This is a genomic window from Streptomyces sp. HUAS CB01, assembly GCF_030406905.1.
Classification (GTDB): domain Bacteria; phylum Actinomycetota; class Actinomycetes; order Streptomycetales; family Streptomycetaceae; genus Streptomyces; species Streptomyces chengbuensis.
This window is the reverse complement of the sequence record NZ_CP129137.1, coordinates 7,068,254-7,081,429: the sequence shown is the minus strand read 5'-3', so window position 1 is coordinate 7,081,429 and position 13,176 is coordinate 7,068,254. Positions and strand designations below refer to the sequence as shown.

Here is a 13,176-nt window from a genome sequence, read left to right as displayed (position 1 = left end):
AATGAATGCTCAACGCCCGCGTTTCGGCCATCCTGGGCCCGTGGATCGTCCGGCCCAAGGGCGGCTCGTCATGCGGCGTCCGCCGCTCCCGCGCCCTTCGCCGCTGACTCGATCACCGCGAAGCGCGCCCCGTACGGGTCGGCGAGTTTGGCGACGCGGCCGACGTCCTCGAGGTCGATCGGCGCCGTGCGGACCGTGCCGCCGAGCTCCTCGGCCTTCGCCGCGGTCGCGTCGGTGTCGGTGACCTCGAAGTACGGCAGCCAGTACGGGCCGCCGGCGACGTCCACCGGGTCGGTCTCCAGGGCCACGAGGCCCGCGAACATCGCGTCCTCGCCGGCGCCTGCCGGGTTCACGGTGACGTACGTGTCACCGCCGGGGATGGGCACGGCGAACTCGTCCCACCCGAAGACGGAACGGTAGAAGCCGAGCGCCGCGTGCGGGTCCGGGGTGCACAACTCGGCCCAGCACAGCGAGCCGGTCTCGTTCACGACGTCGAGGCCCGGGTTGGTGCCGGGCTGCCAGGTGGCGAAGCCCGCGCCCGCAGGGTCGGTGAAGTGGGCCATGCGACCGAGGTCCCACACGTCCGCGGGTCCGTGGGTGACGGCGCCGCCGCCGTTCCTCACCCGTTCGGCCGTGTCGTCGGCGCTGGGCGACTGGAAGTAGAGGGTCCAGCCGGGCGCCCCCTGCTCCGGGGGGACGGTCATTCCTCCGGCCGCGGTCCTCCCGTCCAGTTCGAACATGCCGTAAACGCCGGCCTGTGGACCCGTGGGACGGAACGTCCAGCCGAACAGGTCGCCGTAGAACGAGGCCGCGCCCGGGAGGTCGGGGGTGGCGAGGTCGAGCCAGTTCGGAGAGCCGGTGAGAAAGCGGGTGGTGAGCATGGACGTCGCTCCTTCGTGGGCCGCCGGCGGTCCCGCCACGGGGCTCGCGAGCCTCGTGGCCCCCGGGACGTCGGGGCCCGTCGTCGTGCCTCACCCCCCTCGTGGGTGTGCCGTCGACCCCATCGAGTGTGCTACCGGTCCCGGCCCTCCGCACCCGGGGCGGCCGCCGTCCCGCGTTCCCGGCCGGCCGTCGTCGCGGCGGTCCTCGGCGCATACGGCGTACGGGGCGCCGGGATGCCGCCCGCAGTGCGGCACGGGCCGCCTCGTGGCCGCACATCCCGTGCGTCCCGGCACCGGGCAGGGGTGGCAGCGGAGCACAGATGCACACCCGGCACCCCCGTGGCGTAGGGGTCGAACGGGGTGGGCCGGGGACGCGGGACCAGTGGGAGCGCACCGGTGGAACCGTTGATGATGTCGCCGCCCATGTGGTCGGGGTCGTACGCCTCGGTGGCCGGGACGGACCGCGCGACGAGCGCGACGATCCGTTCCCTTGTTCCCGGGGCGAAGCGTTCGAACTGCCGCGGCACGGCTTCCGTGGCGTCGGCCGGACAACCGTCCGGGACGTGCGCGGAGGCGTGGACGGCTGGACGCCGCCGTGCGCCCTGCCGGGATCGGCGGGATACTGCCGGGCCGCCAGGACGAAGGGGCGCTCGGTCGCGTCCAGGAAGCGCAGCATCACCCCGGGGCCCGAGTCGAGCGGATACGCCGGCCCGATCTCCGGCCGCGCCCAGCGCAGTCCGTACCCCGGCCGAGGCCGTTCGTCAGCCCGTCCTTCTGCCCGTCGTGCGTCAGCCCGTCCGTGTGTCCGGGAACGCCAACCGGCCGCGCGGTCCCGGGCAGTGGCCCGGCGAGTTCACCGGCCCCGCTCCCTGGCGGCCCGGTTGTCCGTACGGCGTCGCCCTGCGTCCCGTGCGATCACTCGTGCCGGTGGTCCGGCCGTGTGCCCGCCGCACAACGGCCGTTCGCTGCGGCAGGGTGGACGGATGCACCCCCGGATCAGGCCCCTCACCCTCGCCGTACTGCTCGCCGCGACCGGTCTCGCGGCGACCGGCTGTGTCTCCGTACCGGCGACGCCGCCGCAGCCCCAGGCACCCGGCCCCGTGCCGGCCGGCACCACTTCGCCGTCCCCCGTGCTCGCCGACCGCCGCACCGAACAGGCGTCGGACCACGGCGAACTGGCCTCCACCGGGCCGCAGACATCACCGCGCCCCCGGCCCGCGGGCACCCGCGAGGCGGGCGCCGACCGGCGGGACGAGGCACGCGGACCGGCCGCGGCGGGGGTGCCAGCGGCGCGTGAAGGGCGTGCGGACGCACCGGAACGGCGGGCGCGCGGCGGTCGGGGCGAGTCGGCGCCGAAGGAGCAGGCCAGGGCGCCGCGCAAGCGCGGGAAGCACACCGGGGTACGGCCGATCCGGCCGCGTACGGACTACGGCATGCGCGACCTGTGCCGGGCCTCGGACGGGATGGCGGACCCCTCCCTCGTCGCCATGTGCCGGGCGAGCTACGGCCGCTGAGCAAGCCGCGGCGGGCGGCGGTACCCCGGGGAGAGCCCCGGCCCCGCACGCGTGGGGCATCGGTCGCGCCCCGCGCCGGACGCGTACGCGACACCCGCACGGCCCGCAGGCCGCGCGGGTGCACGACACCTGCACGGGAGCCTCGTCCGCATTCCCCGCGCAGGCCGTCTCCGGCCGTCCCCCTCCCGGTCCGCACCGTCGTCGCCGCGACACGGTTGGGCGCGGCGGCCCGACGAGGGACCATGACGCCCGTTGCGCAACGGGTGGCCCCGCACGTATCCCCCGCCCCTTGTCGCGGTCGAGGCGTCCGGGACGGGACCGTGGAGGGACGGCCCCGCTCAGCCGCTCAGTGCGCGTGCTCCGTGGACGCGTCCGACGAACTCGACTCCCCTGAAGCGCCCTTGGCGCCCTTCGCGCCGGGTGCCGCCGATGCCGCCGGATGGTGCGGCTCGTACCCGGGGATCGTCCCGTCCGGCTTGGCCACCAGGAAGAGTCCCGCCATCCCCATGTCCGAGTGGCTCTGCACATGGCAGTGGTACATCCACGCGCCGGCGCCCACGCCCTCACCCGCGATGATCTGGAAGCCGAAGGAGTCCGCCGGCCCCGTGATCTTGTTGTCGATGATCCGGGAGGGGTCGTCGGGGCCGGTCAGCAGGCCGGTCCTGTTGTCCGCCCAGCGGTGGCCGTGCATATGGAAGGTGTGGTAGTACTCGCCGTGCGTGATCATCACGATCTCGACCCGGTCGCCCACGGTCGCCCGGAAGTCCGGACTCTGGTGGCCCGGCCGGTTGTTGATGGTCATGTCGTTGAAGACGATCGTGAACTGCCTGTCCGGCAGCAGGTCGCCCTTCCTGCGCACCACGACGGCTCCGTACAGTCCCTTGCGGATGCCACCGGTGCCGTGGTCCGTTCCCACCACATGGTCGTGGTAGTGCCAGTAACCCGCGCTGCCCGCCCGCCAGGTGCCGTCCTTGCGCCGACCCGGGGCGTGGGTGCGCCAGGTGTAGGTGCGGGTGGCACCCGGTTCCACATGGCTCCTGCTCATCCGGGTGCCGTCGCTGGCGATGTCGTAGTCCACGCCGTGGACATGGAGGCTGGCGGGCACGTCCATGGTGTTCTCGAGCTCGATGTGCAGGGTGTCCCCCTCGACGAGTTCGATCACGGGACCGGGGATCGTCGCCTTGCCCTTCTCCAGGCCGTACCCCATCTGACCGTCCGGCAGTTTCTCGGCGTACAGCTTGAGATGGCGTACCTGGCCGCCGGCCGGGGCAGTCTTCGGTGCGCCCTCGGCGGAGGTCGCGGCGGAAGCGGTGGCAAGGGACAACGATGTCACACCCGTCGCCGCGACCGCGCCGCCCGCCAGCAGGCGCCGGTTGAAGCTCCGTCTGTCCATGTGAACTCCCCAGTGCCATAAGGAAAATCGGGTTGGGCCGGGCACACCGTAGTCGGCTGATCTTCGTTTCTCCACACCCAGGACAAAGTTCGTCGGATTGCGACCATACCTATTGGCGGTTCGCCGAAAGAGGTCTAGCTTCACGGCTGTTGCTGTGACCAATGAGGGGTGGGTGACCACATGCACCGCGCACCACATCACCGGTCGAGATCCCGTCGCGGGACGGCGGCGGCACTGCTGGCCGGGACGATGGCCGCGTCCTTGCTCGGCGGGACCGCCGCGACGGCGAGACCCGCGCCGGATCCTCTGTCGCCCAGGACGACAACGTTGTCCCTGCCATCGCCACCGGGTGGCGCGAACGTACGGGTGCTCGTCTTCCATGCCTCCGCCGGCCAGGAGCCGCCGACCGTCGACCCCGGGATCGCGGCCATCGAGCAGATCGGGCTGACGGGGCCGGCGGCGGGCAGGTTCCGCACCGAGGCCACCGACGACGCGTCCGTCTTCACCAACGCCAAGAAGCTCGGCCGGTACAACGCCGTGGTCTTCCTGACCGGCGGCGGGGACGTGCTCGACCCCGAGCAGGAGGCGGGCCTGGAGGCGTACATGGAGGCGGGCGGCGGTTTCGTCGGCATCCACGACGCCGCCCGCGCGGAGCCGTACTCGGACTGGTTCACCGGTCTCGTGGGCGCCCGGCCCACCACCTCACCGGCCGCCGTCCAGCGCGCGGTCGTCGAGGTCGGCGACCGGCTCCACCCGGCGACCAAGAGCCTCCCGCTGAACTGGAAGCGGCCCGACAGATGGCTCAACTGGTCGGTGAACCCGTCCGGTTCGGTCCACACCGTGGCCCGGGTCAAGGAGAGCTCGTACCAGCCGGGCCAGGGCGCCAACGGCTGGGACCACCCCGTGTCCTGGTGCCGGGACTACGACGGCGGCCGCTCCTTCTACACCGGCATGGGCGGGACGGCCGACTCGTTCGCCGAGACGGACTTCCGGGACCATCTGCGCGGCGCGCTGGCCTGGACGTCCCGCACCTCGCAGGCGGACTGCAAGGCCACCATCACCGCCAACTACACGGCGCAGCGGGTGACCCAGCCCAACCAGCCCGGACAGAACGACCAGATCGGCGAGCCGCACGGCCTGGTCGCGGCGCCCGACGGGCGGATCCTGTACATCGGGCGCGGCGGCGCGGACTCGTCCCAGCCGGTCGTGACCGACTGGAACAACCCGGACATCGGCAAGGGCAGGGGCGAGGTCCACGTCTACGACCCGAAGACGAAGAAGGTGACCCTCGCGGGCGCGCTCACGGTCTTCGGCAACAAGGGCGGCGGAGACGAGCTCACCAAGAACGAGGAGGGGCTCCTCGGCATCGAGCTCGACCCGGAGTTCCAGACCAACGGCTGGGTGTATCTGCACTACACACCGCACTCGCGGATCAACCGCGACACGCACATGGCGGAGCGTTACGTCTCCCGCTTCACCCTGGACCTCGCCACCAACAAACTCGACACGGCGAGCGAGAAGGTGCTGCTGAAGTGGCCGGTGCAGATCCACAGCTGCTGCCACTCGGGCGGCGGGATGGCCTTCGACTCCAAGGGCAACCTCTACGTCGCCACCGGTGACAACAACTCGTCCGGCTTCAGCTCCGGTTACTCGGGCAACAACCCGCAGCCGAACTTCAGGGGCGTCTCGTTCGCGGACGCACGGCGCACGGCCGGCAACACCAACAACCTCAACGGCAAGATCCTGCGGATCCACCCGGAGGACGACGGGACGTACACCCTCCCCGCGGGCAACCTCTTCACCGGTGAGGAGCCGGACGAGGGCGGCGGCAAGACCCGCGGCGAGATCTATGTGATGGGCGTGCGCAACCCGGCGCGGATCTTCGTCGACAGGACGACCGACATCCTGTACGCGGGCTGGGTCGGCCCGGACGCCGGTTCGCCGTCGACGACGTGGGGCCCGGCGAAGTACGACACGTTCGCCGCGATCACCAAGGCGGGGAACCACGGCTGGCCGTTCTGCATGGGCAACAACCAGCCCTACCGGGACCGCAACCTGCCCGACCCGAGCGTGCCGCTCGGCTGGTACGACTGCGCCAGGCCGAAGAACGAGTCACCGAACAACGACGGCCTGGTGAACCTGCCGCCGGTGACGCCGAACACGATCTGGTACTCGCCGCAGGGCGGCGGCCCGGACTACCCGCGCGACGCCGCCGGTGTGCCCAGCTACAAGGTGGAGGAGCAGAAGCTGCTGCTGCCGTGGCTGAAGGGCGGTGGTCAGGCGACGATGAACGGCCCGGTGTACCGGTTCGACGACGCGAAGGGCGACCCGGCCGTGCGCTGGCCCGCGTACTGGGACGGCAAGTGGTTCGTGGGCGACTTCTACGACGGCGACCAGCCGCGGCACGCGGTGCTGACCGACCCGAAGACGGTCGGCAAGGGCGGACTGCCCGTGCACGCCGAGTCCCTGAAGAAGATCATCCCGGTCGGCACGGACGGTATCCGCAACCTCATGGACTGGAAGTTCGCCCCGGACGGTTCGCTGTACGTCCTGGACTACGGGCGCGGCTTCTTCACCTCCGATTCCCGGTCCGCGCTGTGGCGTGTGACGTACAAGGGCGGCGGGCCCACCCCGGCCGCCGATCAGCTCGCAAGGAAGGCGGCGCAGCAGTGAGAATCCTCCGGCAGGGACAGCTCCGGCTGTGGACGGCGCTGCTGGGCGCGCTCGTGACGGTGCTCGGGCTGACCTCGACCGTCGCCTACGGGCGGGCCGGTGAACGGGAGGCGGACACGACCGCGGCCCAGACGCTCACCTGGACCGCGGGCGACCCGATCGACCGCTATCTGTCGTTCCCGACGACCGCGGTGGCGGGCGCGACGACGATCGTCTTCGAGAACAGCAAGGCGACCGGCAACACCACCGGGATGCCGCACACGCTGTCCTTCGACGTCTCGGATCCCGAGTACAACAACGACGTTCCGCTGAACATCCTGGCGAACCCCAACGACGACCAGGGCGGGAAGTACTCGGTCGAGGTCACGCTGACGCCGGGGCGGTACCGCTTCCACTGCACGATCCCCGGCCACGGCCAGATGCAGGGCATCCTCACGGTGACCGACCCGGGCGGTGAGGACACGACGGCGCCCGAGACCTCCGCGAAGGTCGAGGGCGAGAAGAACGCCGACGGCGCCTACATCGGCCACGCCTCGGTGACCGTGGCGGCGACGGATGCCGGTTCGGGGGTCAACACCGTCGAGTACGCGCTGGGCGCGGACGGGGCCTGGCAGCCCTACACCGCACCCGTGATGGTCCACGAGACCGGCACCCACAAGGTCCGCTACCGCGCCACCGACAAGGCCGGCAACACCGCCGCCGAGAAGGCCGTCGACTTCACCGTCGTCGCCCCGCCGACGGACGACAAGACCCCGCCGGAGACGTCGGCGACCGTGAGCGGCGAGAAGAACGAGCAGGGCGAGTACCTGGGCATGGCGACGGTCACCGTGACCGCCTCCGACACGGGCTCCGGGGTCAACACCATCGAGTACGCGCTGGGCGCGGACGGGGCCTGGCAGCCCTACACCGCACCCGTGATGGTCCACGAGACCGGCACCCACAAGGTCCGCTACCGCGCCACCGACAAGGCCGGCAACACCGCCGCCGAGAAGGCCGTCGACTTCACCGTCGTCGCCCCGCCGACGGACGACAAGACCCCGCCGACGACCGCGGCGACGGTGACCGGAACCAGGAACTCGGACGGTGCGTACATCACCAGCGCCACGGTGACGGTGACGGCGGCGGACACGGACTCGGGTGTGGAACGCATCGAGTACTCGCTCGACGCGGGCCCGTACCTGGCCTACACCGCGCCCGTGATCGTCGACCGGGTCGGGTTCCACACCGTGCAGTACCGGGCCACCGACAAGGCCGGCAACACCTCCGAGGCGAAGAAGGAGTCCTTCACGGTCGCGGAGAGCGGCGGCGTCCCCGCCCCGAACTGCCCGGAGTACGACGAGCGGCTGACCGTGATCGTCGGCACCGTCGACACGGGTGTGCCGAACCGGGTCACCCGCTCCCGGTGCACGATCAACGAGCTGATCGAGGACGAGAAGGACTGGAGCTCCCACGCCCTGTTCCTCAAGCACGTCGACGCGGTGCTGGACCGGCTCCTGGCCGACGGCGTGATCGACCAGCGCGAGCACAGGAAGATCTACAAGGCCGCCAAGCAGTCCGGTATCGGCAAGCCGGGCCAGACCGCCGGCTACCGCGACCTGTTCGACGGCACGGCCGCCTCGTTCGCCAAGTGGCAGCACGTGGGCGGCGGTTCGTTCGGTCTCAACGCCGACGGGACGATGACCAGCGGCACCACCAAGGGCGGCCTGGGCATGCTGTGGTTCCCGCAGCGGCAGTACGGCGACTTCTCGCTGAAGCTCCAGTGGCGGGACGACGCCCCGGGCACCGGCAACGCCAACAGTGGTGTGTTCGTGCGCTTCCCGTACGTGCACGACAACCCGGAGGAGCCGCGGCCGGAGTGGGTGGCCATCAAGTACGGCCATGAGGTGCAGGTCCTGGACCGGCCCGACGGCGACATGTACAAGACCGGCTCCGTCTACGGCTTCGACCGCGTCGGTCTCGGCGGGGCCGGGGTCACCCCGAAGGGCACCTGGAACGACTACGAGATCCGGGTGGAGGGCCAGCACTACTCGGTCTACCGCAACGGTGTCCTGATCAACGAGTTCGAGAACAGCGGCGGCCAGGAGTTCGTCCCGGCGCGGGCCGACGACCCCGGCACGGACGGGCGGCGCTACGCCCAGGGCTACATCGGCCTCCAGGTGCACGGCACCACCGATGTGATCTCGTACCGCAACATCCGCGTCAAGGAGCTGTAGCCGAGTCGGCCCCGCGGCCACGGTGTGCCCCACCGCCCCGGCGGGCGGTGGGGCACACGCGTGCTGCGGACGGTCCGACGCTCCGGATCAGCCGTCACCCGGCCCCGTCTTCCCCGGCCCCGTCTTCCCCGGGCCCGCCTCTCCCGGCCCCGTCTCCCCCGGCGTCCCTTCCCCGGCGTCGCCCCGCGGCTTCGCGGGCGCGCGCCCGGTCTTCCTCGCGGGCCCGCCTGCCGGGGCGTCCTTCTTCGCGCGGCTCGGCTGGACCCGCTTCGGCTCGCCGGGCATCTTGGGGTACTCCGGCGGGTACGGCAGATCGCCCAGTCCGTGCTCGGCCTCGTCACGGCGGGCGAGCTCCAGCAGCGCCTCGAGGCCGAAGCGCCGGTCGTCCATGTCGGCGTGGACGTCACCGGCCTCGGCGTAGCGCGTCCGCATCGTCACGATGTCGAAGTCCTCGGGGACGGCGTCGTCGATCTCCTCCCAGCGCAGCGGCGCGGAGACCGGGGCGTGCGGGCGGGGCCGTACGGAGTAGGCGGAGGCGACGGTGCGGTCGCGGGCGGTCTGGTTGTAGTCGACGAAGATCCGCGCACCGCGCTCCTCCTTCCACCACTTGATGGTGACGTGGTCGGGCATCCTGCGCTCCAGCTGCCGGCCGCAGGCGATGGCGGCGCGCCGCACCTGGGTGAACGTCCAGCGCGGTTCGATGGGGACGAACACATGGAGTCCCCGTCCGCCGGACGTCTTGGGCCAGCCGCGCAGCCCTGTCTCGTCGAGGACGTCCCGCAGCTCGTGGGCGGCGCGGACGGCGTCGGCGTATTCGGTGCCGGGCTGCGGATCGAGGTCGATGCGCAGTTCGTCGGGGTGGTCGGTGTCGTCGCGGCGGACCGGCCACGGGTGGAAGGTGACGGCGCCGAGGTTGGCGGCCCAGGCCACGGCGGCGGGTTCGGTCGGGCACATCTCGTCGGCCGAACGGCCGCTGGGGAACGTGATGTGGGCGGTGGGGATCCAGTCGGGGAGGTACTTGGGAGCGCGCTTCTGGAAGAACGACTCGCCGGTCACCCCGTCGGGGTAGCGCTCCAGGGTGGTGGGCCGGTCCCGCAGCGCACGGGTGATGCCGTCGCCGACGGCGAGGTAGTACTGGACCATGTCCATCTTGGTGTAGCCGCGTTCGGGGAAGTACACCTTGTCCGGATTGGACACACGGACGGTCCGCCCGCCCACTTCCACTTCCACCGCTCCGGCCATGACCGTCAGCGTAGGCCGTGCCAGGAATCCATGCATACCGGACAATCGCCCTATGGATCTGCCGGTCATGCCACCCGTGAAACCGATGCTCGCCAAGTCCGTGGCGAAGATCCCGCCCGGGATGCAGTACGAGGCCAAGTGGGACGGCTTCCGTGCGATCGTCCACCGGGACGCGGACGAGGTGGTGATCGGCAGCCGCACCGGGAAGCCGCTGACCCGCTATTTCCCCGAGCTGGTCACCGCCCTGCGCGCCAATCTGCCGCAGCGCTGTGTCGTCGACGGCGAGATCGTGATCGCCCACGAGGGGCGGCTCGACTTCGACCGGCTCACCGAGCGCATCCATCCGGCGGACTCCCGGGTGCGGATGCTCGCCGAGCGCACCCCGGCCGGTTTCGTGGCCTTCGACCTCCTCGCCCTCGGCGACGACTCGCTGCTAGACACCCCGCTCGCCGAGCGGCGCGCCGCGCTCGTCGAGGCGCTCTCGGGTGCGCGCGAGCCGGTGTACGTCGCGCCGGCGACGACGGACACGACCGTCGCGGAACAGTGGTTCGAGCAGTACGAGGGGGCCGGGCTCGACGGGGTGATCGCCAAGCCGCTGGACCTTCCGTACCGGCCCGACGCACGGCTGATGTACAAGATCAAGCACGAGCGGACCGCGGACGTGGTCGTCGCCGGCTACCGCTTCCACAAGAGCGGGCCGGTCGTCGGTTCCCTGCTGCTCGGCCTGTACGACTCGGAGGGTGCGCTGCAGCACGTGGGCGTCTGCGCCGCGTTCTCCATGAAGCGCCGCGAGGAGCTGGTCGCCGAGCTGGAGCCGCTGCGCCTGGCGGACGTGTCGGAACACCCCTGGGCGCGCTGGGCCGAGGAGGAGGCGCACGAGTCGGCCCGGCTGCCCGGCGCGCCGAGCCGCTGGTCGGGCAAGAAGGACCTGTCGTGGGTGGCGCTGCGGCCCGAACGGGTGGTGGAGGTCGCGTACGACCACATGGAGGGCGACCGCTTCCGGCACACGGCGCAGTTCCGGCGCTGGCGGCCCGACCGCACCCCGGAGAGCTGCACGTACGCCCAGCTGGAGGAGCCGGTGCGCTACGACCTCTCGGAGGTGCTGTCGGCGCCGCCGCCCAGGTGAACCACGGACGGCGGCTTCCGTGTGGGGGCCGTGCCCGCCGCGAAGCCGGCCCCTATCAGCGGTACAGCGCTTCGATCTCGGCCTCGTACGCCTCGGCCACCGCGTGCCGCCTGACCTTGAGCGACGGCGTCAGCAGTCCGTTCTCCTCGGTGAACTCCCCCGCGACGAGGCGGAATTCACGGATGGACTCCGCCCGGGAGACCGCCTGGTTGGCGTAGTCGACCGCCTTGCCGACGTCGGCGATCATCTCCGGGTCGTCGCACAGGTCGGTGAGTGTTGTGTCCGCGGGCCGTCTGCGGACCGCGAGCCAGTGCGGGACCGCCTCGGGGTCGAGCGTGACGAGTGCGGCGACGAAGGGGCGGCCGTCCCCCACCACGACGCACTGGCCGACCGGCGGGCGGCTGCGCAGCCGGTCCTCCAGGACCGCGGGTGACACGTTCTTGCCACCGGAGGTGACAAGGATGTCCTTCTTCCGGCCGGTGATGGTCAGATAGCCCTCGTCGTCGAGGCTCCCGAGGTCACCGGTGGCGAACCAGCCTCCGTCGAGCACCTCCGCGGTGGCGGCCGGGTCGTTCCAGTACGAGCCGAAGACGATGCCGCCCTTGACCAGGACCTCGCCGTCGTCGGCGATCCGTATCGCCGTCCCGGGCACGGGCAGGCCGACGGTGCCGGGGCGGGGGCCCAGGGGCGGGATGATCGTGGCGGCCGCGGTGGTCTCGGTGAGGCCGTACCCCTCGTAGACGATGATCCCGGCGGCGTAGAAGAAGAGATTGAGCCGGCGGTCGAGCGGGGAGCCGCCGCTGATGGCGTAGCGCAGCCGGCCGCCGAGCTCCTTGCGGACGCGGCGGTAGACGAGCAGGTCGTACAGCGCCCAGGCGAGGTACAGCCCCGGTCCCGGTCCCTTCCCCCGGCCGAGGAACTTCCCGAGGTACGTCTCGCCGAACCGTACGGCGATCCGGTCGGCCCGCTCGAAGGAGGCACCGCGTCCGATCCGCTCGGCGGTCGCCCGGCCCGTGTCGTGGATCTTCTCGAAGAGGTACGGGACGCCGACGACGAACGTGGGCCGGAACGACCGCAGTTCGGGGCGGAGTTCGTCGGGTCTGATGCCGGGGCAGTGGCCGAGCTCGATGCGCGCCAGGAGACAGGCGAGCTGGATGGTCCGGCCGAGGATGTGGGCGAGGGGCAGGAACAGCAGGGTCGAGGCGGTCTGGCCGGTGATCTCCTCGAACACCGGGTGGAGCAGCTCCACGGTGTTGGCGGCCTCCGCGTGGAGATTGCCGTGGGTGAGCACACAGCCCTTGGGGCGGCCCGTGGTCCCGGAGGTGTAGCAGAGGGTGGCGACGCTGTCGGGGCCGAGGGCGCCGCGCCGCCCGGCGATCTCCTCGTCGGAGGTGCGGGTGCCCAGCTCGGTGAGCTCGCGCAGCGCGCCGCCGTCGATGCTCCAGGTCCGGGGCGGTTCCGGGAGCAGCCGTGCCGCGTCCGCCAGGGTGGCGGCGTTCCCCTCGTTCTCCACGACGGCGAACCGGGCGCCCGAGTCGCTCAGGATCCAGGCGACCTGCTCGGCGGACGAGGTGGCGTAGACGGGGACGGACTGCCCGCCCGCGGCCCACACCGCGAAGTCGAGGACGGTCCATTCGTAGCGGGTGCGGGACATCAGGGCGACCCGGTCGCCGGGCTCGAGACCCGCGGCGACGAGTCCCTTGGCGACGGCGGTGACCTCCCGGGCGAACGCGGCCGCGGTGACGGGCCGCCAGCCGTCGCCCTCCTTGCGGCGGAGGACGACGGCACCGGGGGCCTCCTCGGCGTTGACGAAGGGGATGTCGGCCGCGGACCCCGAGACGGCGGGCCCGGCGAGCGGAGCGGCGCGCACCTCGCGTACGGTCCCGTTCTCCCTGACCAGTTCCACGGTGGCGCGTCCCGCCAGGTCGGCTCGGCGCCTGGCCCTCCTCAGATCCCTGCGTACGCCCATCGGCGGCTCCTGTTCGGCGCAAGCGGACTTACCGGGGGTTACAGGCGGGTCAACTTACTCCCGCGTAAGGAGAAATCAACGGTCGCGACCGAACGGTTTCCACACAGAGACGTCCCGGCTGACGAACCGTGAAGCGCATCCGGTACGTATAGAGGAGAACACCAC

General features: G+C 71.6%; 9 protein-coding genes. 4 read left to right on the top strand and 5 right to left on the bottom strand.

From position 1 onward, the window contains the following. Positions 1–68: 68 nt before the first annotated feature. Both QRN89_RS30870 and QRN89_RS30865 read right to left on the bottom strand, forming a co-directional pair. The gene (locus QRN89_RS30870; protein WP_290352704.1) at positions 69–881 is read right to left on the bottom strand and encodes a VOC family protein; all 813 of its coding nucleotides are present in this window, start codon (positions 879–881) and stop codon (positions 69–71) included. A gap of 131 nt (positions 882–1,012) precedes the next feature. Beyond that, entirely contained in the window at positions 1,013–1,408 is a 396-nt protein-coding gene (locus QRN89_RS30865) for a hypothetical protein (protein ID WP_290352703.1), read from the bottom strand. A 456-nt stretch (positions 1,409–1,864) separates the two neighbouring features. On the opposite strand from QRN89_RS30865, the gene QRN89_RS30860 reads away from it, so the two are divergent. Further along, complete coding sequence (locus QRN89_RS30860) at positions 1,865–2,395, top strand: hypothetical protein (RefSeq protein ID WP_290352702.1); 531 nt, start codon at positions 1,865–1,867, stop codon at positions 2,393–2,395. 346 nt (positions 2,396–2,741) lie between these two features. On the opposite strand, the gene QRN89_RS30855 is transcribed toward QRN89_RS30860, so the two are convergent. Next, positions 2,742–3,788, bottom strand: coding sequence for a multicopper oxidase domain-containing protein (locus QRN89_RS30855; RefSeq protein ID WP_290352701.1), 1,047 nt, complete (start codon positions 3,786–3,788; stop codon positions 2,742–2,744). A gap of 180 nt (positions 3,789–3,968) precedes the next feature. On the opposite strand from QRN89_RS30855, the gene QRN89_RS30850 reads away from it, so the two are divergent. Further along, entirely contained in the window at positions 3,969–6,461 is a 2,493-nt protein-coding gene (locus tag QRN89_RS30850; protein WP_290352700.1) for a ThuA domain-containing protein, read from the top strand. Continuing rightward, positions 6,458–8,674 carry an OmpL47-type beta-barrel domain-containing protein gene (locus QRN89_RS30845; RefSeq protein ID WP_435833282.1) on the top strand — a complete coding sequence of 739 codons (2,217 nt, stop codon included), beginning with the start codon at positions 6,458–6,460 and terminating at the stop codon, positions 8,672–8,674. The genes QRN89_RS30850 and QRN89_RS30845 overlap by 4 nt, the downstream gene beginning before the upstream one ends. 87 nt (positions 8,675–8,761) lie before the next feature. On the opposite strand, the gene ligD is transcribed toward QRN89_RS30845, so the two are convergent. After that, positions 8,762–9,916: a non-homologous end-joining DNA ligase gene (gene ligD, locus QRN89_RS30840; RefSeq protein ID WP_290352699.1), complete on the bottom strand. Its 1,155-nt coding sequence runs from the start codon at positions 9,914–9,916 to the stop codon at positions 8,762–8,764. A gap of 52 nt (positions 9,917–9,968) precedes the next feature. On the opposite strand from ligD, the gene QRN89_RS30835 reads away from it, so the two are divergent. After that, the gene (locus QRN89_RS30835; RefSeq protein WP_290352698.1) at positions 9,969–11,042 is read left to right on the top strand and encodes an ATP-dependent DNA ligase; all 1,074 of its coding nucleotides are present in this window, start codon (positions 9,969–9,971) and stop codon (positions 11,040–11,042) included. A 55-nt stretch (positions 11,043–11,097) separates the two neighbouring features. Here the strand turns inward: QRN89_RS30835 and QRN89_RS30830 are convergent, their stop codons facing one another. Beyond that, a complete protein-coding gene (locus QRN89_RS30830) occupies positions 11,098–13,011 on the bottom strand; it encodes an AMP-dependent synthetase/ligase (protein ID WP_290352697.1) in 1,914 nt (637 codons plus the stop codon). Between the last annotated feature and the right edge of the window lie 165 nt (positions 13,012–13,176).

Excerpts from the sequence above, each read along its gene's own strand:
- QRN89_RS30870 (WP_290352704.1), bottom strand. The coding sequence starts at position 881 with ATGCTCACCACCCGCTTTCTCACCGGCTCTCCGAACTGGCTCGACCTC.
- QRN89_RS30860 (WP_290352702.1), top strand. The coding sequence starts at position 1,865 with ATGCACCCCCGGATCAGGCCCCTCACCCTCGCCGTACTGCTCGCCGCG.
- QRN89_RS30855 (WP_290352701.1), bottom strand. The coding sequence starts at position 3,788 with ATGGACAGACGGAGCTTCAACCGGCGCCTGCTGGCGGGCGGCGCGGTC.
- QRN89_RS30850 (WP_290352700.1), top strand. The coding sequence starts at position 3,969 with ATGCACCGCGCACCACATCACCGGTCGAGATCCCGTCGCGGGACGGCG.
- ligD (WP_290352699.1), bottom strand. The coding sequence starts at position 9,916 with ATGGCCGGAGCGGTGGAAGTGGAAGTGGGCGGGCGGACCGTCCGTGTG.
- QRN89_RS30835 (WP_290352698.1), top strand. The coding sequence starts at position 9,969 with ATGGATCTGCCGGTCATGCCACCCGTGAAACCGATGCTCGCCAAGTCC.
- QRN89_RS30830 (WP_290352697.1), bottom strand. The coding sequence starts at position 13,011 with ATGGGCGTACGCAGGGATCTGAGGAGGGCCAGGCGCCGAGCCGACCTG.